Source organism: Stakelama flava (genome assembly GCF_019351405.1).
Classification (GTDB): domain Bacteria; phylum Pseudomonadota; class Alphaproteobacteria; order Sphingomonadales; family Sphingomonadaceae; genus Sphingomonas; species Sphingomonas flava_A.
In genome coordinates this window covers 1-22,735 of sequence record NZ_JAHWZX010000017.1, presented here as the reverse complement: position 1 = coordinate 22,735, position 22,735 = coordinate 1, and the positions used below count along the sequence as shown (strand labels likewise).

Genomic DNA, 22,735 nt, shown 5'->3' with positions numbered 1-22,735 from the left:
CTTTGCGACGACGCTGCTAGGCATCGTCGGGTAGATTGAAAGAGGGGAAGATACCGAATGGCCGATATGCGTATTTCGCGCCGAGCCGCGATTCTGGGTGCCGGCGCGATTGCGGCGTGGAGCGCAAGTCCGGCGCGCGCGTTACTGCGAACCGTTGATGACGAGGCGCTGGCGCTGCCCGCCGATGTCGAAACGCTGATCGGACAGATGACGCTGGAGGAGAAGGCGGGACAGCTTACCCTGATGGCGGCCGCCTGGGCGGGGGGGGCGGCAACCGCGCTCAACCCGCCGGGCAAGGGTGGCAGTTTCGACGATCAGCTTGAACAGGTGCGGCGGGGCCGCCTGACGGGCGTGTTCAACGGTGCGGGAGCCGAAATGGCCCGACGGATGCAAACCGCCGCGATGCGGCATCAGCGTATCAAGATACCGTTGATCTTCGCCGCCGATGTCATTCACGGGTTTCGCACCGTATTCCCCGTTCCGCTGGGCGAGGCGGCGAGCTTCGACCTTGATCTTGCCCGCCGCACGGCGCGCGCGGCCGCGGTGGAGGCATCAGCCGCCGGGATCGACTGGACCTTCGCGCCGATGGTCGACATCGCCCGCGACTCACGCTGGGGCCGTACGGTGGAGGGCGCGGGTGAGGACGTGCTTCTTGGCGTGCGCATGGCAAAGGCGCGGGTTGCAGGCTTTCAGGGGAAATCGTTGCAGGACGATGACACGGTCCTGTCGTGCGCCAAGCATTTCGCCGCCTATGGTGCGGCCGAATCGGGCCTGGACTATAATACGGTGAACCTGTCCGAACGGGTATTGCGCGACGTCTATCTGCCCCCGTTCAAGGCTGCGCTGGAAGCCGGATCGCTCAGCATGATGGCGGCGTTCAACGAACTTTCAGGTATACCTGCGACTGGCAATCACTGGCTGATGGATGAGGTGCTTCACGGCGAATGGGGGTTCGAAGGACTGGTCGTATCCGATTATACCGGCGATCTTGAGATGGTCGCGCACGGCTATGCCAAGGATGCGCGCGATGCCGCGCGGATCGCGTTTCTGGCCGGCGTCGACATGAGCATGCAGAGCGGCCTGTACATTCAGTATCTGCCCGATCTGGTTCGCAGCGGCGATGTGCCGATGGCGCGCCTTGACCAGGCGGTGCGCCGCGTTCTTGCGGTCAAGGCGAAGCTGGGCCTGTTCGACGACCCCTTCCGCCGGATCGATCCCAAGCGGGAGAAAACGCGGATCCGTACGCCGCAGATGCTGTCACTGTCGCGCGAAGCGGCGCGCTCCTCGATCGTGATGCTGAAGAACGAAGGCGATCTTCTGCCATTGCCGCGGTCGGGCAAGCGGATCGCGCTGATCGGGCCGTTCGCATCGGGCAAACATGATCTGATCGGGCCGTGGAACGTGTATGGCACCGACGACCAGGCGGTCGATCTGGCGACCGGCGTGAAGGCGGCGGTGAAGGACCCCGCACTGGTTACGGCTACCGCCGGATCAGACGTCGAAAAACCGATTGATGGCGGTATAGAAGCGGCGGTGGCCGCTGCGAATGCCGCCGACATCGTGGTGCTTGCGATCGGCGAGGCGCAGAATATGTCGGGCGAGGCGCAGGCGCGCACCTCGATCACCATTCCCGCTCCGCAACAGGAACTGGCCGAAGCGGTGGCGGCAACCGGAAAACCGATGGTGATATTGCTGAAAAACGGCCGCGCGCTCGCGCTGGAGGGCGCGGTGGCCGATGCGCCGGCGATCCTGGTGACCTGGTTCCTGGGGTCTGAAAGTGGGCCGGCAACGGCGGACATATTGTTCGGCGAATATGGCCCTTCGGCGCGTCTTCCCGTCAGCTTCCCGTTCAAATCCGGACAGGAACCCTATTATTACGCACATAAATCGACGGGGCGCCCCAATCCGCCGGGCGAATTGCAACCGTACAAGGCGCATTTCCGCGGCGTGCCGAACAAGGCGCGCTTCGCCTTCGGCCATGGCCTGACCTATGGCGACATGGTCTATTCGGCGCTCGATATCGGCACCGGCCGGCTGGATTGGAACGGCGCGTTGACCGTGACGGCGACGGTCACCAACCAAGGAACGCGTAAGGCGACCGAGGTAGTTCAGCTCTATATTCACGATCGCGCTGCCTCCATAACGCGGCCGGTTCGCGAACTGAAAGGGTTCAGCCGCGTCGAACTCGCCCCCGGCGCTTCGCAACGCGTCACCTTCACGCTGAAGCGCGACGACCTGGAATTTATCGGACCGGACAATCTGCCGACGGTGGAGCCGGGCAGCTTCGATATCTGGATCGCCCCGTCGGCGCAGGATGATGGCGTAAACGGCAGTTTCGAACTCGTTCGCTCCTGACGGAGCGAGCGTGTCGCTCGGCCGCGAAGTTTTGGAACCAGCGATACGGCATGGCAGGATGCGGCAAGCGGGATTCACCTACTGTTTCGCCGGTGTGAGGAGCGCGGCGATGCGGCGCTCCGGCAACCGCCGGTGTATGGTCGCCCGAAATCTCGATTGCCTCGGCGCGATTTCGGGGTTCGCGGGCGCGTGCGGTTCAATCGAACAGGTCCGCTTGCGGCCCGGGCGGCGGGCGGAACAGGTCGGTGCGCAGATTCAGCGCGCCTCCTGTCAGCCCCAGCTTGCGGCAGCTTTTATGAAAGCGCACACGCATCAGGTCGGCCCATGGTCCCTGGCCGCGCATCCGGCTGAAGAAATCGGGATCATTGTCGCGTCCGCCGCGCAAGCTGCGGATGATTGCCATCACCTTGTCCGCGCGGTCGGGAAAATGTTCGTCCAGCCATGCGCGGAACAGCGGCGCGACTTCGTGCGGCAGGCGAACCGGAATGAAAGTGGCGGCGCGGGCACCCGCTTCTGCCGCGCGTTCGAGGATATGTTCGATCTCATAATCGGTGATCGCGGGAATAACCGGGGCGATTGATATCCGGGTCGGGATGCCCGCCGTCGTCAGCTTCTTCACCGCCGCAAGCCTCCGTTCCGGTGTGGGCGCACGCGGTTCAAGCGTCATCGCGATTTTCCGGTCCAGCGAGGTTACCGAAATCATTACGGCGACCAGCCCCTGCTCCGCCATCGGGGCAAGCAGATCGATATCGCGCGTCACCCGGTCGGATTTGGTGGTGATGGTGATTGGATGGCGGCATTGCGCCAGCAGTTCGAGGCAATCGCGTGTCACCCGCCAGTCGCGCTCGATCGGCTGAAACGGGTCGGTGTTGGTGCCGAACGCGATGGGGCGGGGGACATAGCCGCGCTTCGACAATTCGCCACGCAGGAGTTTTGCCGCATCGGGTTTGGCGAACAGCCGGGTTTCGAAATCGAGTCCCGGCGACAGATCGTGATAGGCATGGCTCGGCCGCGCAAAGCAATAGATGCAGCCATGTTCGCAGCCCCTATATGGGTTGATCGAACGGTCGAAAGGCACATCCGGAGAGCGATTGCGAGCAAGGATCGTCTTCGGTTTTTCAATCAAAACGGTGGTGCGCAGCGGAAGCGGCGGGCCGTCGATCGCCTCGCGCGCGTCCAGCCAGTCTCCGTCCGCCTCGCGCACCGGCAGGTTGAACCGGCTGCTTTCCCAGTTCAGCGTAGCTCCGCGTGCTGGCCGTTGTTTTACCATTGGCAAAGCATAGGAAGCTCTATAGAACAATACAAGAACATTGGAGGATGCGATGGCGCGTTTCAATTATGTCGAACTGCCGGTGCGCGATGTGGCCGGGGTCAAGGATTTCTATGCGTCTGCGTTCGGCTGGTCCTTTGCCGAATTCGGTCCCGACTATGCGGCGACGACCAGCGGCGACACCGATATCGGGTTGAACGGCGATGCGTCCCAATGGACGGCGCAGCTGTTGCCGGTGATCGAGGTGGAAAATCTGGAAGCCGCGCTGGAGTCGGTGCGCAGCGCAGGCGGCACGATCACGCTGCCGATCTTTGCCTTTCCGGGCGGCCGGCGATTTCATTTCCGTGATCCGCACGGCCATGAACTTGCGGTGATGACACCAGAAGAAGAGTAAGCGTTTTACCGGCTGCGTGGGATCGTCAACGCTCGGCCAGGCGCGGCATCAGTTCGACGAAATTGCAGGGCTTATGCCGGATATCGAGTTGATCCTTCAAAATGCCGTCCCAGCCGTCCTTTACCGCGCCGGTCGAACCGGGAAGCGCGAAAATATAGGTTTCGCCGGCAACGCATGCGCAGGCGCGCGACTGGATGGTTGACGTGCCGATCTTCTGGTAGCTCAGCCAGCGGAACAGTTCGCCAAAGCCGTCAATCGCCTTGTCCTGCACCTGCGCGACCGCTTCGGGGGTAACGTCGCGCCCGGTTACGCCGGTTCCCCCGGTGGTGATCACGCAGTCCACGTCAGGATTGTCGATCCAGCTGCGAAGATCGGCGACGATGGCGTCAACATCGTCCTTCACGATCCGGCGATCGGCCAGAATATGGCCTGCCGCTTCCAACCGTTTGACCAGCGTGTCACCCGATCGGTCGTCCGCGCGGGTGCGAGTGTCCGAAACGGTCAGTACCGCGATGCGAACCGGCTGAAAAATCAGGCCTTTGTCAATCGACACGCGCGCTCTGGATCCGTCCGTTGGAACTCAGCCGCACGCCCTTGGGACCGGGCATGCCTGGAAAGCGCGGCCACATTCCCTCGGCCAGCGCCGCGCGGCTGGGGGAGGTCTTGCCCTCCTTCTTCTCATACATCCAGTAATTGCGCAGCACGGTCATCACATATCCGCGCGTTTCCCAATAGGGAATCGATTCGATGTACAGCAGCGGATCGCCATTATCGCGGGCGTTCATGTTCCACGCCTGCACCGGCGAAGGGCCTGCGTTATAGGCGGCGATCACCTTGGGCAGCAGGCCGCCGGTCGCCGAATTGTCGCGCAGCTTCTCAAGATAGGTCTGACCGACCTCGATATTGGTTGATGGCCTGGTGAGCGCGGCGCGATCGATCGTTTCACCGCGTTCGCGCCCGATATCGCTCGCCGCCGCCGGCATGATCTGCATCAGCCCATAGGCACCGGCGGGGCTGACAATGTCGGTATCGAATTTCGATTCCTGTAGCGTGTGCGCGAAAATCAGCGCCTTGTCGACGCGCCAGCCGCCATCGGGCACCCAGTCGGGAAGCGGATAGCGCGCCTCTTCCAACGGCTTTGCGCCCGACGGCGCATAATGCGAAAGCCAAAGCTGGGTGGAGGCGAGGTCGAGGCGGCCGGCAAGCCGTGCAATCGCGCTGTAATCACGCGCCGGGCCGATTTTCGCCTGATGCCGCAATACTTCATCGGCAAGTCCGTTTTCGCCGATCTCGACCAGCGCGGCAGCGACGCGGACATTGGGAACGCGTGACAATTCGCGCCAGTCGGCGATCACCATCGCTTCGCGCTTGTCGTCTTCGGGCTCGCGAATGCCCAGTGCCTGACGTGCGAGCAGCCCGTAAAACGTCTCGCCATATTGCGCCGCGCTTTCCAGGCGCGCCTCGACCAGGTCGGGACGCCCGCATGCGATATCGGCGCGCGATGCCCAGAACAGTCCGGCGGAACGCAATTCGGTGTCGGTCGCACGCTGCGCCACCGCCTGAAACGATGCCTCGGCGGTGCGACAGTCATTGTCGCGCCAGGACGCAAGGCCCTGTACCCAGTCGGCTTGCGCACCCCATTCGCCCGTGCCTTGCTGGGCTCTGGCCGCGACCCGCCGCGCATCACGATCGTTGCCGGAAAGATAATATATCCAGGAGACGCGCTGCAGCCATTCGGTGCGTGCTTCGTCGGTCAGGTCGCCAAGCGCGCCGTTGACCAGATTTTCGGCCCCCGCGCCGTCATCCTGTTTGACGAACGGTTTGATGCTGTCAGCCAGCATCGCTTCGGTCGCGTCGGAACGTTCGGTCCGCAACCGCGTGCGCACTGGCGCGCCGTTATGCCAGACAAGGCGCTGTTCCGCCGGCACGGCGGGAAGCGAAGAGGTATCCGCGCCGCGAAGCTGAGCGAGGCGGGCGATCTGTGCCGCCTGGGGCAGTTCGGGCGCTTCGCGAAGCAACGCCAGCAGCGGCTCGAGCGGAATTTTGGGCGATCCGGCGGCGGTGTAAAGCTCGGCGCGCGCCATGGCATCCAGCGGCCCCGGCTTCATCGCCGACAGTTGAAGCTGCGCATCGTTCCAGCGCTGTTCGCGGATCGCGGTGAAGACCGCCCGATACCCGGCGCGTTGCGCTGAATCGAGTTGTTGCGGCACGCCGTCGCTTTCCTGTCGCGTGGAAACCGGCGCGCGGCGATCGAGCGCTTGCGCGGTCATCGGCAGCACGCTGGCTAATGCGGCTGCGAGGAGAATAGGCGCTTTCACTTTTCACTCCCCCCAAAAGAGCAATTGCAAATGTTTCCAGCTATCCGCCTTCGCGGCCGGGCGCTTCAACAGGAAGCGCGGGTGATAACTGGCTATAGACGGAAATTGTCGCCCCTGGTGGTTAATGGCATGTAAACGGCCCCGCATTCGAGCGCTATCCGGCCCAAACAGGGCACGGTTCACCGCGTCTCCCAGCAACATAACCCGCTCAGGAGCAAGCAAGGCTATGTGATGGCGGGTGATTTCGGCCAGTCGAGCCATGTCTGCGGCGGGAACCTGTCCCGTCGCCGGGCGTGCGAGGGCCAGTCCTGTCATCGCGATCGCCGATCGTTCAAGCCCGACCGCGTTCAGCATCCGGTCGAACAACTGCGCCGCGGCACCGTCAATCAATCTGGTTGATTCGTTGTGTTCCGCCTCGGGCAAGTCGAACACCACCATCAACGGCGCGCCTGTGACATCTTGCGGCGACGCCATCGGCATCCGCCAGCGCGCCTCCGGAACATCGGGGCCGATCCGCCAGTTGGAGAATGCCTCCAGAGTTTCCGGAATCGCCGTGCTTTGGGCTTCGACCGACCGCCGCGACACTTCCGTAACGGCGGATTGGGTGACAGGTTGCGTAAGCCAGTCGCGCGGCGCATCGTCGACCAGCATGTCGACGCCGGCGTCGCTCCACCATTCGAGCACGCTAGCGGCCTGCGCATTCCAGTTGTTTATTGGTTCTGCCCCCATAGCCGCATTAGAGAGCCGGGTTGACGGACAGGTCAATCTGCTTGCATCGACATTTGGACGACACGTTGTCCAGGTGCGACGACAGACAGGACAGCAAAGGTCCTCGAACGGAGACGGATATGAGCGAACGCGAATCCATGCCCTATGACGTGGTGATCGTCGGTGCAGGCCCGGCAGGGCTTTCGGCGGCGATCCGCCTGAAACAGCTGGCGAGCGACGGTGGAGCGGAGCTTTCGGTCTGCGTTCTGGAAAAGGGATCGGAAGTCGGCGCGCATATCCTGTCGGGTGCGGTGATCGATCCGCGCGCGCTTGACGAACTGCTGCCCGACTGGCGCGAATCCGGCTGCCCGCTCGCCGAGACGCCGGTTACCGGGAACCATCACTGGATTTTGACGAAATCGGGCAAGACGGCGGTCCCGCATTTCATGACGCCGCCCTTCATGCACAACAAGGGCACCTATACCGGAAGCCTGGGCAGCCTGTGCCGCTGGCTGGCCGAGCAGGCCGAAGGGCTGGGCGTCGAAATATTCCCCGGCTTCGCCGCGGCGGAGGTGCTGTTCAGCGAAGACGGCTCGGTAAAGGGCGTCGCCACCGGCGATATGGGCGTGGCGCGCGATGGCGAGCACAAGGCCGATTATCAGCCGGGCATCGAGCTGCACGCCAAATACACGCTTTTCGCCGAAGGCGTTCGCGGCAGCCTGTCGAAAGAACTGATCCGTATGTTCGACCTGCGCGCGAACAGCCAGCCGCAGGTCTATGGCCTTGGCATCAAGGAATTGTGGGACATCGACCCCGACAAGCATGTTCCGGGGAAGGTGATTCATACCCAGGGATGGCCGCTCAGCGAAACCCAAGGGTCGAACGGCGGCGGCTTTGTCTATCATCAGGCGGGCGGACAGGTCGCGATCGGGTTCGTGACATGGCTGAACTATTCCAACCCCTATCTTTCGCCGTTTCAGGAAATGCAGCGGTGGAAAACGCATCCGGCGATCGCGGACCTTTTGAAGGGCGGCAAGCGTGTCTCCTACGGCGCGCGCGCGATCAACGACGGCGGCTGGCAGTCGGTGCCCAAGCTGGTATTTCCGGGCGGCGCGCTGATCGGTTGTTCGGCTGGTTTCGTAAACGTGCCCCGGATCAAGGGCACGCATACCGCGATGAAAACCGGGATGATGGGCGCTGAGGCCGCGTTCGAGGCTATCGGCGCGGGCCGCGAAGGCGACGAACTGTCCGCGTATAGCAGCGCCTATGAAGCGAGCTGGGTCTATGAAGAACTGCGGATCGTGCGCAACGCAGTGCCGCTGGTAAAGAAATATGGCGATATCGTCGGCTCTGCCTTCGCCAATTTCCATATGTGGATGGAACATATCGGCAGGAAGATGGGCAAGACCTATGGTCACAAGCCCGATCACGAAAGCCTGTGGCGCAAGGATCTGGTGCAGCCGATCGATTATCCCAAACCCGATGGCGAACTGACCTTCGACCGGCTTTCGTCGGTGTTTCTGTCAAACACAAACCATGCCGAGGATCAGCCGGTTCACCTGACGCTGAAGGATGCCGACATTCCGATCGAGCATAATCTGCCGTTATACGACGAACCGGCGCAGCGTTATTGCCCGGCGGGCGTTTACGAGGTGGTGCAGGAAGAAGGAAGCGAGCCGAAATTCGTGATCAACGCGCAGAATTGCGTGCATTGCAAGACCTGTGACATCAAAGACCCGACCCAGAATATCAACTGGGTCGTTCCGGAAGGCGGCGGAGGCCCCAATTATCCAAATATGTAATCGTATTGTGATCGGCGCCGTGGCGCTTGCCGCCGCGGTTCCGGCCGCGGCGAGCGAGCGCAGCGATGACCTTACCGCCTATATTCGCGCCCGCGCGGCGGAGGCCGATGGCGCAAGCGTGCAGGCGGCAAAGGGATATGGCGAGGCGCTGGATGCGGCTCCGAACAATATGCTGGTCGCGCTTCGCGCCTATCGTGAAGCGCTGACGGCGGGGGATATGAAGCTCGCGCTTCGATCGGTGCGCGTGCTTCGCGATGCGGATGCCGCGCCGCCCGACAGCAGCCTGCTGCTTCTTGCCGACGCCGTCGCGCGCGATGACGAAAAGGCGGCGCGGGGCTATGCCGGAGAACTTTCTTCCGGGCCGCTCGATTTCCTGCGCCCCATTGTCACCGCCTGGCTGTCGGTTGATGACGGGCCTGCGAAAGCCGCAAAACAATTGTCCGAGGGTCAGGATAATGCGCTCGCGCGGCGGTACGTCACCGAACACCACGCATTGCTGCTGATCGCGGCGGACGAACCGGAAAAGGGCGTCAATGCGCTGAAGCCGCTGCTGATATCCGAACGCTCCAACCTCGACCTGCGCCTGAACGCGGCGCAGCTTCTGGCGGCCAAGGGGCATGACGACCTGGCGCAGATGTTCCTTGGCGGGGACAGCCCGACTTTGGTGGCGCTACGTCAAACGCTGGGCAACGGCGTGAAGCCGAGCGCACGTTTCGGCCTTTCGCGGCTTTATGCCGAACTCGCATCCAGCCTGGGCAGCGATCGGCTGACGCCGCTGGCCACGCTGCTCGCGCGCGGATCGCTGCTGATGGACCCGCAATATGATCGCGCCCGGCTGACGCTGGCGGATGCGCTGTCGCGTGAGGGCGCTGACAGCGCAGCTGAGCACGCGCTGGCGACGATCGGCCCCGACAGCGGTATTTCGCGCATGGCAAAGGTTGAGCGCCGTGCGGTGTTGAGCCGGGCTGGGCAGGCCGACCAAGCGCTCGAGCTGGCGAAAGCGCTGGCGAGCGATGACAGCGCGACGGTTGAAGACGTGCGCGCCTATGGCGACCTGCTCGCCGACGCCGAACGCTATTCGCAGGCGGCCGACGCCTATGGTCGGGCAATCGCGATGACCGATGGCAGTGCCGGCTGGGCTTTGTACCTGCAACGCGGCGGCGCGCTGGAACAGGCGGGCGATTGGCAGGCTGCACTGCCATTGCTCGAAAAGGCGGTCGAAATGGCGCCCGACGAACCGGTGGCGCTGAACTATCTCGGTTATGCACGGGTGGAGCGCGGCGAAGATGTCGCCAAGGCGCAGGCGATGCTGGAACGCGCGCTGAAACTGAAACCGGATGATCCGTCGATCACCGATTCAGTCGCCTGGGCCTATTACAAGCAGGGTCGCGTGGCGCAGGCGGTGCCGCTGCTGGAAAAAGCGGCGCAGGCGGAACCGGCCGATGTTACGATCAACGAACATCTCGGCGATGCCTATTGGCGCGCGGGGCGCAAATATGAGGCGCGCTATGCCTGGCGCGCCGCTGCGATCTATGCCGAAGCTGCCGATGCACAGCGGCTGCAGCAAAAGATCGCCAACGGACTTTCGCCCGCAAAGTGAGCGGCGGCGCGGCGATGATCGAGGAAACTGCCTGGGCGAAGCTCAATCTGGCGCTGCACGTGCGCGCCCGAAGGGACGATGGCTATCACGCGCTTGAAACCCTGTTCGTATTTGCCCGGCATGGCGACCAGATAGCGCTCACCCCGGCGGAAGCCGACAGTTTCACGATTGTCGGACCTTTTGCAGATTCGCTGACCGGGGAGGACGACAATCTGGTCACTCGTGCTCGCGATCTGTTTCGCGAACGCTTCGGCTTGCGCGGTGCGGTCGCGATCACGCTGGACAAGCAGCTTCCGGTGGCGTCGGGGATCGGTGGCGGATCGGCCGACGCCGCAGCGACGCTGCGCGGGCTCGCTGCGATGCATATGGTCGATATGGGCGACCCCCGCCTGATCGATTGCGCCGAGCGGCTGGGTTCGGATGTGCCTGCCTGCCTGCGCAGCATGACAGCGCTGGGGCAGGGGCGGGGCGAAACATTGAGCGCCCTCGCCGGCATGCCGGGGACGCCGGTGCTGCTTGTCAATCCGGGCGTTGCGCTTTCCACCGGACAGGTCTTCGACGGCTGGGACGGAATCGATCGCGGCCCGATCGGTAAGGGCGATCTGATTTCCCGCGCAGTGCAGGCACGCAACGATCTGGAAAAACCCGCCATCGCCCTCGCGCCGGTGATCGCCGATGTGCTTTCGCTGCTGGAGCGGCAGCCGGGGGCCCGATTGGTGCGTATGTCCGGCTCCGGCGCGACCTGCTTTGCGCTTTTCGATTCCGCGCAAGCATGCGCCGATGCGGCAAGCGTGGTGTCCGCCGCGCATCCCGACTGGTGGCTGCTGGAAAGCGAGCTTCTGTGACGGTTTTCACCCTTGCCATCGAAGCGCCGCTTGCGATTATTCGCATCGAACGCCCCCATGCGCGCAATGCGATTCCGGTTGCCGGCTGGCAATCGCTGGCAGCACTCTGCGATGCGATACGTCAAAGCGATGCGCGGGTGGTATTGCTGTATTCCCCCGTCAACGGGATTTTCTCTGCCGGGGCGGACATTACCGAATTTCCTGCCTTGCGATCCGATCCAGCGAAGCGCGTTGCCTTTCGCGAGGCAATGGCGGCGGGTATCGAAGCGGTCGCCGACCTGCCGATGCCAGTGATCGCTGCCGTCGATGGGGGTTGTTTCGGCGCTGCTGTGGCGCTGGTGCTCGCCTGCGACATCTGTATTGCAGGCGACGGCGCCAGTTTCGCGACGACGCCCGCCAGGCTGGGGCTAAGCTATCCGGCAAAAGATATTGCACGGCTGGAGCAGCGGGTCGGGCGAGGCATGTCGGCGCTGATGCTGTTTTCCGGCGAAGCCATTGCATCCGATCGGGCGCATGCGATCGGCCTTGCGGATGTTCGCGCCGCTTCGGCCAAGGCGGAGGGGCACACACTGGCGGGCAGCATCGCCGCAAATGCATCCGATGCGGTGGCGGCTTTGAAATGCGTGCTGCGCGATCCCGCCGCACCCGGCCATGCCGAACGTTTCGACGAACGCTTCGCCAGTGAAGCATTTGATGAGCGGATGACGGCATTCCTTAACCGGAAAGCGAAATGACCGTAGAAATCCCGGAAATCATCGCGGGCGGGGGCGATATGTTGCTGCTGTGCGATCATGCGTCGAACCGGGTGCCGCCGGGGGTCGATCTCGGCGTTTCCGAAGCGATCCTGAACAAGCACGTTGCGATCGATATCGGGGCAGCGGCGGTGACCCGTCGTCTCGCGGCGGCACTTGATGCGCGTGCCGTGCTCGCCACGGTTTCTCGACTGGTCATCGATCTTCATCGCGAGGCGGATCACGCAGGACTGATTCCGATCGTCAGCGACGGCCACCCGGTTCCGGGCAACCGGGAAGCGGATCGCGACGGCCGGATCGCGCGCTTTCACGATCCCTATCACGCCGCCGTCGCGGCCCAGATCGCGCAAAGACGTCCTGCCTTCATCGCCGCAATCCACAGCTTCACTCCCAAGCTGGAAAGCGGCGGCGACGAGCGGCCATGGCAGGTCGGCATCCTGTACAATCAGGATGATCGTGCGGCGAGGATAGCGCTCGGCGCGCTGGAGAGGCGCGAAATTGTCGCCGGTGACAATCAGCCCTATTCGGGCAAGCTGCTCAACGCCACGCTGAACCGGCATGCCGAAGCGGCGGGAATCGCCTGCATGTCGATCGAAATACGCAACGATCTGATCAGCGACGATGCTGGTGTTGCGCACTGGAGCGGCGTCATCGAAGAAATTTTGACCGAAACGGGCAACAGTCTTGCTTCGCAAGGCCCTTCCGCGACATAGGCTGTCGCCCATGACCCAGAAATTCGACAAAACCCGCCTGCCCAGCCGTCACGTATCGGTCGGGCCAGAACGTGCTCCCCAGCGCAGCTATTATTACGCGATGGGCCTTGGCGAGGACAACATCGCCAAACCCTTCGTCGCGCTGGCGAGCGCCGGCAATGACAGTGCGCCATGCAACACCACGCTGAACGCACAGGCCGATGCCGCGCGCGAAGGCGTTATCGCGGGCGGGGGGACGCCGCGCAGGTTCAACACTATTACCGTCACCGACGGGATCGCGATGGGGACGCAAGGAATGAAGTCCTCGCTTGCAAGCCGCGAAGTGATCGCCGATTCGGTCGAACTGAGCGTTCGCGGGCACAGCTATGATGCGCTGGTCGGCTTTGCCGGGTGCGACAAGTCGCTGCCCGGTATGATGATGTCGATGCTTCGCCTCAACGTACCGTCGATCTTTGTTTACGGCGGATCAATCCTGCCGGGCCGGTTCCACGACAGAGATGTCACTGTCGTCGATGTGTTCGAGGCGGTGGGGCAGCACGCCGCCGGCAATTGCCCGCTTCAGGAACTGATCGAACTGGAAAAGGTCGCCTGTCCCGGCCATGGCGCGTGCGGCGGGCAATTCACCGCCAACACCATGGCATGCGTCGGAGAGGCAATCGGCCTTAGCCTGCCCAATTCGAATATGATCCCGGCACCCTATCAAAGCCGTGAAGAGGTTGCGATCGCGGCCGGGGCGCAGGTCATGGATCTGATCGCGCGCAATATCCGCCCCCGCGACATCTGCACGCGGGAGGCGTTCATCAACGCCGCGCGCGTGGTGGCGGCGACTGGCGGATCGACCAATGCCGCGCTCCATTTGCCCGCGATGGCCAATGAAGCGGGAATCGATTTCGATCTGTTCGACGTGGCTGAGATATTCAAATCAACGCCTTATATCGCAGACCTGAAACCTGGTGGCAGATATGTCGCAAAGGACATGTACGAAGCCGGCGGTGTTTACATGCTGATGAAGACCATGCTGACGGGCGGTTTTCTCGACGGCGATTGCATGACCGTCACCGGTCGCACGCTGGGCGAGAATATCGATCGGGTCACCTGGAACCCGGAACAGAAGGTCATTCGCGAAATCCGCAACCCGATCACGCCGACAGGCGGCGTCGTCGGCCTGAAAGGCAGCCTCGCGCCGCAAGGGGCGATCGTCAAAGTCGCCGGGATGAAGCGGCTGTCCTTCGAAGGGCCCGCCCGCGTGTTCGATTGCGAGGAAGATGCTTTCGAAGCGGTCGAAAACCGCGACATCGCTGAAGGATCGGTGATCGTCATCCGCTATGAAGGGCCGAAGGGCGGTCCTGGAATGCGCGAAATGCTGGCGACCACCGCCGCGTTGTACGGGCAGGGCATGGGCGAAAAGGTGGCGCTGATAACCGATGGCCGGTTTTCGGGCGGAACGCGCGGTTTCTGCATCGGGCATGTTGGTCCCGAAGCGGCCGATGGCGGGCCGATCGCGCTGATCGAAGATGGCGATATCATCCGGATCGACGCCGAAGCCGGTACGATCGATCTGGACGTCGCGGAAGAAATCCTTATGAGCCGCCGCGAGCAATGGCGGCCGCGCATGAACGATTATCAGGCTGGCGCGCTGTGGCGCTATTCGCAAAATGTCGGTCCGGCGGTTAAGGGGGCGGTGACGCATCCCGGAGCAAAGGCCGAAACCCATGTCTATGCGGATCTATAGCGCGATCCTTTTTGTCCTGACGCTTGCCGGCTGTGGCGGTGGTACGCCGAATAAGCAGGCCATCGCCAATGCCGAGCGACAGCAAAGCGAGACGGCGTCGAATGATGGCCGCATCCTTTGCGCGCTTTCTGGGTCGGACGATTTCGCACGCGTCTGCACGCTTGATCGAACTGCGACAGATCGAGGGACGATCCTGACCGTTCATCAGCCCGATGGCGGTTTTCATACCCTGCGGATCACCACGGACGGACGCGGCGTGGTTGCCGCCGATGGAGCCGAACAAGCGAAGGTGACGGTGATCGGCAAACATCAGATCGAAGTTGCGATCGGCGGCGCGCGCTATCGCCTGCCAGCGACCGTGGGACCGGTGGCCTCATGACGCTTCGTATACCGCCGGGCACGCCGGTGCTGACCGCGCAAGCCATGCGCGATGCCGAGCAGGCGTGTTTTGACAAGGGTGTGGCCCAAGGCGAGTTGATGGAACGCGCCGGAGCGGCGGTGGCGCAAGCGGCGCTGCGCTTCGCTATGGACCGATCGATTCTGGTGCTTGCAGGGCCGGGCAATAATGGCGGAGATGCCTATGTCGCCGCGCGCTTGCTGGCGGAGCGAGGGCATGACGTCACGGTTGCGGCACTGGGGGGTAAGCGCGATGGCGCGGCGGAGGAGATGCGGCAGCGCTGGACGGGGAATACTGTCCCGCTCGAACAAGCCGAACCGCGTGCGGTCCTGATCGACGGGCTTTTCGGCACCGGCATGTCACGACCGATTGAGGGCGCGGTGAAAGCCGCGCTCCATCGCCTGGTCGCGGCTGCGCAATTCAGCCTGGCGATCGATCTTCCCTCCGGCCTCGACACCGACAGCGGCGGCGATATGGGCGCTGCCCGCGTTGACGTCACGGTCGCGCTGGGCAGCCTGAAACCAGCGCATCTGCTGGGATACGGGCTTGAACGGTGCGGACATGTGCTGCTTGCCGATATCGGTATCCCCATATCGCCTGAGGTCGTGAAGCTCGCGCGCCCGCGTCTGACACCGCCCGCGCCGGACGCGCACAAATACAGCCGCGGCATGGTGGTGGTCGTGGAGGGCGAGATGCCCGGCGCGTCCCGCCTTGCCGCTCGCGCGGCTTTGCACGGCGGGGCGGGCTATGTCCTGCTCGCAGGGACCGGAAGTGCCGATGCAGGGCCGGATGCGCTGGTTCATGCCCGCGTCGATGACGCGAAAGCGCTTCACGACCTGCTTGATGATGCGCGGGTCGGCGCGGTGGTGATCGGGCCGGGTCTTGGCCGCAGTGAAGCTGCGCGCGCGAAGCTGGAGGCCGTGCTCGCCGCGCCGCACCCGACGGTATTCGATGGTGATGCCCTGACGCTGCTGGGCGAGGGGGCGACGCAGTGTTTTGCGAAGCGCGACGCGGTGTCGATCCTCACTCCGCATGCTGGCGAGTTTGCACGCATGTTTGGTAAAAACGGGCGCGGGAAGATCGAACGTACGCGCGATGCGGCGGCCGATTGTGGCGCCGTGATCGTGCACAAGGGGCCGGACACGGTGATCGGAGGGCTTACGCAGCTCACCGTTGCCAATGCCGGGACAGCGTGGCTTTCCACCGCCGGAACCGGCGATATTCTTGCCGGACTGGTGGGTGCGCGGCTTGCGGTCGAGGGGCGCTGCGGCGTCTGCCACGCGGTATGGCTACACGGCCGCGCGGCGGAGCTCGCCGGGGCAGCCTTTGCCGCCGATAGGCTTATCCGCCATATCCCGCAGGCGATCGAAGAATGTCTGTAGACGAAGAAAATATGCCGGAAATCATCGGCGTGGCTGCGCGCGGTGACGGCGTGACCGCCGATGGCCGGCACGTGCCGTTGGCAGCGCCGGGCGACCGGCTTCGTCCCGATGGCGCGCTGCGCCGCGGCCCGCATCATCGCGAGCCACCATGCCGCCATTTTCCCGAATGCGGCGGCTGCCAGCTTCAGCATCTCGATGATGAAAGCTGGGCGCGCTTTCTGACCGACCGTATAGCCTCCGCGCTTGCCCAGCATGGACTGGCGAGCGAAATCCGCGCACCGCATCTGTCGCCGCCAAAGACGCGACGACGCGCAACGCTTCATGCCGAACGGCGCGGCCGGCAGGTTCATCTAGGCTTTACGCAAGGGGGCAGCCACGCGCTGGTCGACCTGATGGAATGTCAGGTGATGCTCCCTGAGCTATTCGCGCTGTTGCAGCCACTGCGTGGCCTGCTCGCCTCGCTATTGCCCAAAACGGGGCGGTCCGACGTGCATCTGGTCAGCACCGATCAGGGCGTCGATGTGACGATCGGCCGGGTTAGTGCGGACAATCTTTCCGCAATCGAAGCGCTGACCGCTTTCGCGCAGCGACACGGCCTCGCCCGGCTTGCGCTGGATGAGGGGATGGGGCCGGAGCCGCGCTGGGAACCCGAACCGGCGACGATAACGCTTGGCGGCGTCCCGGTCGCTTTTCCCGAAGGCGCGTTTCTTCAGGCGACCGAGGATGGCGAGGCGGCGCTGGTCGGGGCGGTGCGTGAAGTGGCGGGATCGCCTGATGCGGTAGCGGACCTGTTCGCGGGCCTCGGTACGTTCGCCTTCGCCTTTCCCGATGCAAAAATCTACGCCGCGGAAGCCGCGCGCGACGCGGTCATGGCGTTAAAAACGGCAGCGAACATGGCGAGGCGGCAGGTGTTTGCCGATCATCGCGACCTGTACCGCCGGCCGGTAAGCGCCGAAGATCTCGGCCGGTTCGATGCGATAGTCCTCGATCCGCCGCGCGCCGGAGCGAAGGAGCAGGCACGGCAGATTGCCAGCGCCAGCGCGCCGAAGGTCGCTTATGTTTCCTGTAATCCCAGCACCTTCGCGCGCGATGCTCAATTATTATGCGAAGGCGGCTACAATCTCGACTGGGTGCAGCCGGTGGGGCAGTTTCGCTGGTCGACCCATGTAGAGCTTGCCGCCTGTTTCTCGCGTCAATCGGGATAGGCGGCGCTGACGAAATACAGCCCGTCGGCCGGTGCGTTCAGGCCAAGCGCGGCGCGGTCATGCGCGTGCAGCGCCGCCCGCATATCGTCCGGCGTCCATTTGCCGTGCCCGACCAGCGACAGGCACCCGACCATCGATCGCACCTGATGGTGGAGAAAGGATCGAGCGCCGGTGCGCACCGTGATCCGATCGCCCGTGCGTTCGATGGTGAGCCGGTCGAGCGTTCGAACCGGGCTTTCCGCTTGGCAATGGACCGATCGGAAGGTCGTGAAATCGTGACGGCCGATCAGATGCTCCGCCGCCGCCTGCATCGCCTGAACGTCCAGCGGCAGCGCGAGTTGCCACGCCAGCCCCGCTTCCCAGGTTAGCGGCGCGCGGCGGTTGACGATACGATATTCATAGGCGCGGGCCACGCATGAAAACCGGGCGTGCCAGTCATCGGCGACTTCGCGACAATCAAGGATTGCGACTGGATTGGGTCGCACCCGCGCATTGATCGCGCCCATCAGGTGAAAGGGCTCGATCGGCTTTTCGATATCGACATGGGCACGCATGGCGAGCGCATGGACGCCGCTATCGGTACGGCCGCTGGCATATACGAGCACCTCCTCGCCCGTAATGCTGTAAATTGCCTCCTCGATCGCCTGCTGAACACTGGGGCCATGGCGTTGTCGCTGCCATCCCATGAACGGGCGCCCGTCATATTCGATGGTGAGGGCAAAGCGGGTCACGCGAGGAGCGTTCCTTCGGGCAGGGCAAAGCCGCGCAACAACTCCTCCGGCGTCATGACGCCGCGCCCGGCGCGTTGTACGGCAAGCGGGCGGATCGCGCCGCTTCCGCACGCAATGGTCAGTCGGTCGTCGAGGATCGCGCCGGGCGTCCCCGCGGCATCGACCACCTGTGCCGCATGAATTCGCACCCGGTCGCCGTCATGTTCGAAGAAAGCGCCGGGCACCGGATTGAACGCGCGTACCTGTCGTTCGACCGAGGCGGCATCGGCGGTGAAATCAAGTCGTGCCTCCGACTTTTCGATTTTCGCGGCATAGGTCGGTTCTCCCTGCTGCGGACGGGGAGGGTGAGCGGCGGGATTGGCCAGCACCGTGACCATCAATCCTGCGCCAAGCGCGGCAAGTTCGCTGGTTAGTACACCCGCCGTCTTGCCGTCGATCGCGGTTTCGGCTTCGAGCCGCACCGGGCCAGTGTCGAGTCCGGCCTCCATCTGCATGATGCCGACGCCGGTTTTTTCATCGCCGGCAAGGATCGCCCGCTGCACCGGTGCTGCACCGCGCCAGCGCGGCAACAGTGAGCCATGGACGTTGAGGCATCCCAGCCGGGGCGCATCGAGGATCGCTTGCGGCAGTATCAGACCATAGGCGGCGACCACCGCCACATCCGCGCGATATCCGGCAAATACGCGCTGCGCCGCTTCGTCTCTCAACGATGTCGGTGTCAGCACTTCAATCCCCAGTTCCTCCGCGCGCTGATGCACCGGGGAGGGGCGCAGCGCCTTCCCGCGTCCCGCACGGCGCGGCGGCTGGCTGTATGCCGCGACGATGTCATGGCCGGATTCGGCCAGCGCGTTCAGCGTCGGCACGGCGAAATCGGGGGTTCCCATCATGATGATCCGCATGACGATCTCTCAAGCCGCTTGGCAGGGGGGCATGCAACCCCCTATCTGCAACAGCAACCATGGCTTCACCTGAAATCGACACCCTGACACAGGCGCTGTCCCGGCTTCCCGGGCTCGGCCCGCGTTCCGCACGGCGCGCGGTGCTTCACCTGATGAAGAAACGCGAAACGGCGCTGGAGCCGCTGCTCGCCGCGCTGGGCGCGGTGAATGACAGGCTTTCGACATGCTCGATCTGCGGCAATGTCGACACGACCGATCCGTGCGACGTCTGCGCGGACCCGCGGCGCGACGCGACATCGATCTGCGTAGTGGAGGAGGTGGCCGATCTTTGGGCGCTCGATCGTTCGCGCCTGTTTCCCGGCAAATATCATGTTCTGGGCGGTCGCCTGTCGGCGCTGGACGGGGTGCGGCCCGAAGACCTGACGATCGACCGGCTGATCCGGCGGATCGAACAGGGCGGCATTGACGAGATCGTGCTCGCGCTCAATGCCACGCTGGAGGGGCAGACGACCTCGCATTATGTCGCCGAGCGGCTGGAGGGGTTCCCCGTTCGGCTGACCCAGCTTGCTCATGGCCTGCCGGTGGGGGGGGAACTCGACTATCTCGACGAAGGAACGCTTGCCCAGGCGCTTCGGGCGCGTCGTCCGCTGGACTGACGGTGCATGTCCGACGGCCCCAAAGTTGATTTGAGCCACGTTCCATCTTAAATTCGTCGACATGGCCATTCTACCCATCATCGAAGTGCCCGATCCGCGGCTGAAGACCGTTTCGACGCCTGTGGAAACGGTAACTGACGATACGCGTCAGCTTATCGCCGACATGTTCGAAACCATGTACGATGCGCCGGGCATCGGTCTGGCCGCGATTCAGGTCGGCGTGCCCAAGCGGATTCTGGTCATCGACCTTCAGGAAGAGGAAGATGACGACGGAAACCCGGTTCGTGATCCGCGCGTGTTCATCAATCCTGAAATCGTCGAAACTGATGAGGCGCTGAACATCTATACCGAAGGTTGCCTTTCGGTGCCCGAGCAGTTCGCCGATGTCGAACGGCCCGCGACATGCTTCGCCCGCTGGATGGATGAAGAGGGCAACAGCCATGAAGCGCGCCTCGATGGCCTGCTGGCAACCTGTCTGCAGCATGAGATGGACCATCTTGAAGGCATTGTCTTTCTCGATCACCTTTCGCGGCTGAAGCGTCAGATGATTCTGAAAAAGCTGCAAAAGGCGCGCAAAGCCGCGGCGTGACGCTGGCAGCGGGGGTCTGCTTCAGGTGCTGTAATTCTGACAAATGCATTTTTTCTGAATTCGCCCTGTTGTCGCGTGATCGTTCCGGCTATGTTCCGGTTTTGCGCAAATGACGCTCTGACGCGTCTGCCGGGAGTATTTCGTGGGTATCGAAGCCGTTCTGATTGCCGTCGCAACCCTGTTGGTCGGGCTGGCGCTCGGCTGGTTCCTCCGCGGGCGCGGCGTTGCCGCGATGCGCGAAGAACGCGACCGGCGGACCGAAGAATTCAAGGCGGCGATTACGGATCTTGCCCGCGCGCAGGAACAGGCGGCGGAACTGCCCCGCCTGCGTGAGCAGGTAGAGACGATCCGCGCCGAACGCGATGCCGTGAAGCTGGAAGGCGCAGAACTGAAAACCCGGCTGGCCTCGCACGATGAGCGGGTGCAAGAATTCGTGGAGGCACGCGAAACCATGACCGGCCAGTTTCGCGAGGTCGCCAACAATCTGCTCGGCGAAGCGCAAAAGACCTTTCTCGCCCGCGCCAACGACCGGTTCAGCGAGGAGGGCAAAAGCAACGAGGCCAGGTTGAAGGCGCTGCTCGCGCCGGTACAGGATACGCTGAAACGTTATGAGGATTCGATCTCAAAGGTCGAGAAAGAGCGTCAGGAAGCCTATGGCGACCTGAAAGGCGTGATCTCCGAAATGCGCGTGGGTCAGGAATCGGTGCGCAGCGAAGCGGCCAAATTGGTAAACGCGCTTCGTGCGGCCCCAAAGGCGCGGGGTCGCTGGGGCGAACAACAGCTTCGCAACGTCCTCGAAACCTGCGGGCTGACCGAACACACCGATTTTCAGACCGAGGTCAGCGTCGATACCGAAAGCGGGCGGCTGCGCCCCGATGCGATCGTGAAGGTGCCCGGCGGGCGAAGCCTGGTAATCGACGCCAAGGTTTCGCTGAACGCCTATCAGGACGCGCACGGCGCCAGCGAGGATGCGGAGCGCGCGGCGTTCCTAGATCAGCACGTCGCGTCGATGAAAAATCACATCAACGCGCTGGGGGCGAAATCCTATCAGTCGCAGTTCGACGACACGCCCGATTATGTCATTATGTTCGTGCCGGGCGAGCATTTCCTCTCGGCCGCGCTCGAACATGCGCCCGACCTTTGGGACTATGCCTTCGACCGGCGTGTTTTAATCGCGACACCGACCAACCTGATCGCCATCGCGCGAACGGTCGCCGCCGTCTGGCGACAGGAAAAGGTGGCGGGGCAAGCACGCGAAATTGCCGAACTGGGTAAGGAATTGCACGCGCGGTTATGGACGATGAGCGGCCATGTCGCCCGGCTGGGCAAAAATCTCGACACCGCGATGGGCGCGTATAACAGCTTTGTCGGCAGCCTGGAATCACAGGTGATGACATCCGCCAAGCGTTTCGAGGCGCTGAATATCGACACCGCCGGAAAGTCGCTCGATTCGCTTCCCATGGTGGAGCAATCTTCACGACCGCTAACCAAGCGTATCCCTCCGGAGAAGGCCGCAGAGTAGGCGCCATTGTGCCTCGTCGGCGATGAGGGCTTCGAGATATTCGATGCCCTCTGGCGTGAAGGCCATGATGCTGTCCTCGTCGTGCAGGGTGAGGACCCATATCAGGCCGTTCTCGGGTTCCATGTCGTCCGCGAGAGCGGCGATCCGGTCCTCGTCTAGGCCGAACCGGCGCGCGACGAGAGCGATCGTGGAGACGTGATGGACCTTGTCCAGCTCAGCTATCAGGCGGCAGCGGCGATCTGGTGGGACGACCAGTTCCATGGCAGGAGATCGTCGATCCAGTGCGCTGGATGATCTGCAATGTGTGCCAGGACATCGGTGAGCCAGGCTTGCGGGTCGACGTCGTTCAACCGCGCGGTCTGGATCAGCGTGCAGAGGATGGCGGCGCTCTGGCCGTCGTCGCGGTCCGAGCCGCAGGACAGCCACGCCTTGCGACCGAGCGGCACGCAGCGCAGCGCCCGTTCGGGGGCGTTGTTGGTAATGCAGGCTCGTCCATCGTCGAGGAAACGGGTGAACGCATCCCTGAGTGGCCCCTAGTTTCTGGACGCCTTCTGCTTTCAAAATCTGCTGCTGTTCGAACTGGTTGGGTGACAGGATCCCGTTCCTGACCTGCTTGCGCACCGGATTGTAGAACATCTCGATCTATCATTACAGTTGCATATTGATTGGAACTCTGAATCAATAGGTTTCCATGGTGAGGGGGCCGTGGATGACGGGCGCATCAATCGAGACGACACTGGAGCTATGGGCAACGTCTTTGCGCGATGTGAAGGCGCGGATGGGCAGCCTGTTCACACAGGCTCGGGTAGCGGCATCGGCCAATCTGTTCCTTGATGGCCTGTTGGGTGATGAGCGGCGCAAGACG

General features: G+C 63.3%; 21 protein-coding genes and 2 pseudogenes. 15 read left to right on the top strand and 8 right to left on the bottom strand.

Annotation, left to right across the window (positions count from 1 at the left end):
- The first annotated feature begins 57 nt into the window (after positions 1-57).
- Positions 58-2,355, top strand: coding sequence for a glycoside hydrolase family 3 N-terminal domain-containing protein (locus KY084_RS14465; protein WP_219239191.1), 2,298 nt, complete (start codon positions 58-60; stop codon positions 2,353-2,355).
- Between the two features lie 196 nt (positions 2,356-2,551).
- Here KY084_RS14465 and KY084_RS14460 read toward each other — a convergent pair whose 3' ends face one another.
- The gene (locus tag KY084_RS14460; RefSeq protein ID WP_219239190.1) at positions 2,552-3,625 is read right to left on the bottom strand and encodes a PA0069 family radical SAM protein; all 1,074 of its coding nucleotides are present in this window, start codon (positions 3,623-3,625) and stop codon (positions 2,552-2,554) included.
- Between the two features lie 52 nt (positions 3,626-3,677).
- On the opposite strand from KY084_RS14460, the gene KY084_RS14455 reads away from it, so the two are divergent.
- Entirely contained in the window at positions 3,678-4,019 is a 342-nt protein-coding gene (locus KY084_RS14455; RefSeq protein ID WP_219239189.1) for a VOC family protein, read from the top strand.
- 25 nt (positions 4,020-4,044) lie between these two features.
- Here KY084_RS14455 and moaB read toward each other — a convergent pair whose 3' ends face one another.
- Genes moaB through KY084_RS16440 form a run of 3 tightly spaced genes read right to left on the bottom strand, consistent with a single transcriptional unit; the run spans position 4,045 to position 7,021 of the window.
- Complete coding sequence (gene moaB, locus KY084_RS14450) at positions 4,045-4,572, bottom strand: molybdenum cofactor biosynthesis protein B (protein WP_219239188.1); 528 nt, start codon at positions 4,570-4,572, stop codon at positions 4,045-4,047.
- Positions 4,562-6,337, bottom strand: a complete 1,776-nt coding sequence (locus KY084_RS14445) for a lytic transglycosylase domain-containing protein (RefSeq protein WP_343228035.1) — start codon at positions 6,335-6,337, stop codon at positions 4,562-4,564. Before KY084_RS14445 ends, moaB begins: the two co-directional genes overlap by 11 nt.
- A 3-nt stretch (positions 6,338-6,340) precedes the next feature.
- On the bottom strand, positions 6,341-7,021 hold the full coding sequence (locus KY084_RS16440) for a uracil-DNA glycosylase family protein (protein ID WP_219239187.1): 681 nt from the start codon (positions 7,019-7,021) through the stop codon (positions 6,341-6,343).
- Between the two features lie 164 nt (positions 7,022-7,185).
- Between KY084_RS16440 and KY084_RS14435 the strand changes: the two genes are divergently transcribed.
- From KY084_RS14435 to KY084_RS14395, 9 genes are read left to right on the top strand one after another with little or no spacing between them, the layout of a single operon-like run.
- On the top strand, positions 7,186-8,847 hold the full coding sequence (locus KY084_RS14435) for an electron transfer flavoprotein-ubiquinone oxidoreductase (RefSeq protein WP_219239186.1): 1,662 nt from the start codon (positions 7,186-7,188) through the stop codon (positions 8,845-8,847).
- 7 nt (positions 8,848-8,854) lie between these two features.
- The gene (locus tag KY084_RS16720; protein ID WP_219239185.1) at positions 8,855-10,447 is read left to right on the top strand and encodes a tetratricopeptide repeat protein; all 1,593 of its coding nucleotides are present in this window, start codon (positions 8,855-8,857) and stop codon (positions 10,445-10,447) included.
- 14 nt (positions 10,448-10,461) lie between these two features.
- The gene (locus tag KY084_RS14425; protein ID WP_219239184.1) at positions 10,462-11,292 is read left to right on the top strand and encodes a 4-(cytidine 5'-diphospho)-2-C-methyl-D-erythritol kinase; all 831 of its coding nucleotides are present in this window, start codon (positions 10,462-10,464) and stop codon (positions 11,290-11,292) included.
- On the top strand, positions 11,289-12,026 hold the full coding sequence (locus KY084_RS14420; RefSeq protein ID WP_219239183.1) for an enoyl-CoA hydratase/isomerase family protein: 738 nt from the start codon (positions 11,289-11,291) through the stop codon (positions 12,024-12,026). The genes KY084_RS14425 and KY084_RS14420 overlap by 4 nt, the downstream gene beginning before the upstream one ends.
- Positions 12,023-12,757, top strand: a complete 735-nt coding sequence (locus KY084_RS14415) for an N-formylglutamate amidohydrolase (RefSeq protein WP_246587198.1) — start codon at positions 12,023-12,025, stop codon at positions 12,755-12,757. Before KY084_RS14420 ends, KY084_RS14415 begins: the two co-directional genes overlap by 4 nt.
- A 10-nt stretch (positions 12,758-12,767) precedes the next feature.
- Positions 12,768-14,489, top strand: coding sequence for a dihydroxy-acid dehydratase (gene ilvD / locus KY084_RS14410; RefSeq protein ID WP_219239182.1), 1,722 nt, complete (start codon positions 12,768-12,770; stop codon positions 14,487-14,489).
- Positions 14,470-14,868 (top strand): hypothetical protein, encoded by a 399-nt coding sequence (locus tag KY084_RS14405; protein WP_219239181.1) that lies wholly within the window; start codon positions 14,470-14,472, stop codon positions 14,866-14,868. Before ilvD ends, KY084_RS14405 begins: the two co-directional genes overlap by 20 nt.
- Positions 14,865-16,268, top strand: a complete 1,404-nt coding sequence (locus KY084_RS14400) for an NAD(P)H-hydrate dehydratase (RefSeq protein WP_219239180.1) — start codon at positions 14,865-14,867, stop codon at positions 16,266-16,268. The genes KY084_RS14405 and KY084_RS14400 overlap by 4 nt, the downstream gene beginning before the upstream one ends.
- Positions 16,259-17,473 carry a class I SAM-dependent RNA methyltransferase gene (locus KY084_RS14395; RefSeq protein WP_246587197.1) on the top strand — a complete coding sequence of 405 codons (1,215 nt, stop codon included), beginning with the start codon at positions 16,259-16,261 and terminating at the stop codon, positions 17,471-17,473. Before KY084_RS14400 ends, KY084_RS14395 begins: the two co-directional genes overlap by 10 nt.
- On the opposite strand, the gene truA is transcribed toward KY084_RS14395, so the two are convergent.
- Together truA and fmt are read right to left on the bottom strand one after the other, a co-directional pair.
- Positions 17,461-18,204 (bottom strand): tRNA pseudouridine(38-40) synthase TruA, encoded by a 744-nt coding sequence (gene truA / locus KY084_RS14390; protein ID WP_219239179.1) that lies wholly within the window; start codon positions 18,202-18,204, stop codon positions 17,461-17,463. The genes KY084_RS14395 and truA overlap by 13 nt on opposite strands.
- On the bottom strand, positions 18,201-19,103 hold the full coding sequence (gene fmt / locus KY084_RS14385; RefSeq protein WP_219239178.1) for a methionyl-tRNA formyltransferase: 903 nt from the start codon (positions 19,101-19,103) through the stop codon (positions 18,201-18,203). Before fmt ends, truA begins: the two co-directional genes overlap by 4 nt.
- A 59-nt stretch (positions 19,104-19,162) precedes the next feature.
- Between fmt and recR the strand changes: the two genes are divergently transcribed.
- The 3 genes from recR (at position 19,163) to KY084_RS14370 (ending at position 21,870) form a co-directional block, all read left to right on the top strand.
- Entirely contained in the window at positions 19,163-19,759 is a 597-nt protein-coding gene (gene recR, locus KY084_RS14380; protein ID WP_219239177.1) for a recombination mediator RecR, read from the top strand.
- 61 nt (positions 19,760-19,820) lie between these two features.
- Entirely contained in the window at positions 19,821-20,348 is a 528-nt protein-coding gene (gene def, locus KY084_RS14375; protein ID WP_219239176.1) for a peptide deformylase, read from the top strand.
- Between the two features lie 142 nt (positions 20,349-20,490).
- Positions 20,491-21,870 (top strand): DNA recombination protein RmuC, encoded by a 1,380-nt coding sequence (locus KY084_RS14370; RefSeq protein WP_343228034.1) that lies wholly within the window; start codon positions 20,491-20,493, stop codon positions 21,868-21,870.
- Here KY084_RS14370 and KY084_RS14365 read toward each other — a convergent pair.
- Both KY084_RS14365 and KY084_RS14360 read right to left on the bottom strand, forming a co-directional pair.
- Positions 21,832-22,131, bottom strand: coding sequence for a hypothetical protein (locus KY084_RS14365; protein WP_219239175.1), 300 nt, complete (start codon positions 22,129-22,131; stop codon positions 21,832-21,834). The two genes, KY084_RS14370 and KY084_RS14365, sit on opposite strands and share 39 nt — an antisense overlap.
- Positions 22,092-22,391: pseudogene (locus KY084_RS14360) on the bottom strand (transposase domain-containing protein); the annotation flags it as partial. The gene KY084_RS14365 and the pseudogene KY084_RS14360, both read right to left, overlap by 40 nt.
- 170 nt (positions 22,392-22,561) lie before the next feature.
- Between KY084_RS14360 and KY084_RS14355 the strand changes: the two are divergent.
- A pseudogene (locus tag KY084_RS14355) lies at positions 22,562-22,735 on the top strand (IS701 family transposase); the annotation flags it as partial.

Excerpts from the sequence above, each read along its gene's own strand:
- fmt (WP_219239178.1), bottom strand. The coding sequence starts at position 19,103 with ATGCGGATCATCATGATGGGAACCCCCGATTTCGCCGTGCCGACGCTG.
- KY084_RS14415 (WP_246587198.1), top strand. The coding sequence starts at position 12,023 with ATGACCGTAGAAATCCCGGAAATCATCGCGGGCGGGGGCGATATGTTG.
- KY084_RS14365 (WP_219239175.1), bottom strand. The coding sequence starts at position 22,131 with ATGGAACTGGTCGTCCCACCAGATCGCCGCTGCCGCCTGATAGCTGAG.
- KY084_RS14465 (WP_219239191.1), top strand. The coding sequence starts at position 58 with ATGGCCGATATGCGTATTTCGCGCCGAGCCGCGATTCTGGGTGCCGGC.
- KY084_RS14460 (WP_219239190.1), bottom strand. The coding sequence starts at position 3,625 with ATGGTAAAACAACGGCCAGCACGCGGAGCTACGCTGAACTGGGAAAGC.
- KY084_RS14435 (WP_219239186.1), top strand. The coding sequence starts at position 7,186 with ATGAGCGAACGCGAATCCATGCCCTATGACGTGGTGATCGTCGGTGCA.
- KY084_RS14425 (WP_219239184.1), top strand. The coding sequence starts at position 10,462 with ATGATCGAGGAAACTGCCTGGGCGAAGCTCAATCTGGCGCTGCACGTG.
- def (WP_219239176.1), top strand. The coding sequence starts at position 19,821 with ATGGCCATTCTACCCATCATCGAAGTGCCCGATCCGCGGCTGAAGACC.
- ilvD (WP_219239182.1), top strand. The coding sequence starts at position 12,768 with ATGACCCAGAAATTCGACAAAACCCGCCTGCCCAGCCGTCACGTATCG.
- KY084_RS14400 (WP_219239180.1), top strand. The coding sequence starts at position 14,865 with ATGACGCTTCGTATACCGCCGGGCACGCCGGTGCTGACCGCGCAAGCC.
- KY084_RS14455 (WP_219239189.1), top strand. The coding sequence starts at position 3,678 with ATGGCGCGTTTCAATTATGTCGAACTGCCGGTGCGCGATGTGGCCGGG.
- KY084_RS14405 (WP_219239181.1), top strand. The coding sequence starts at position 14,470 with ATGTCTATGCGGATCTATAGCGCGATCCTTTTTGTCCTGACGCTTGCC.
- KY084_RS14395 (WP_246587197.1), top strand. The coding sequence starts at position 16,259 with ATGTCTGTAGACGAAGAAAATATGCCGGAAATCATCGGCGTGGCTGCG.
- recR (WP_219239177.1), top strand. The coding sequence starts at position 19,163 with ATGGCTTCACCTGAAATCGACACCCTGACACAGGCGCTGTCCCGGCTT.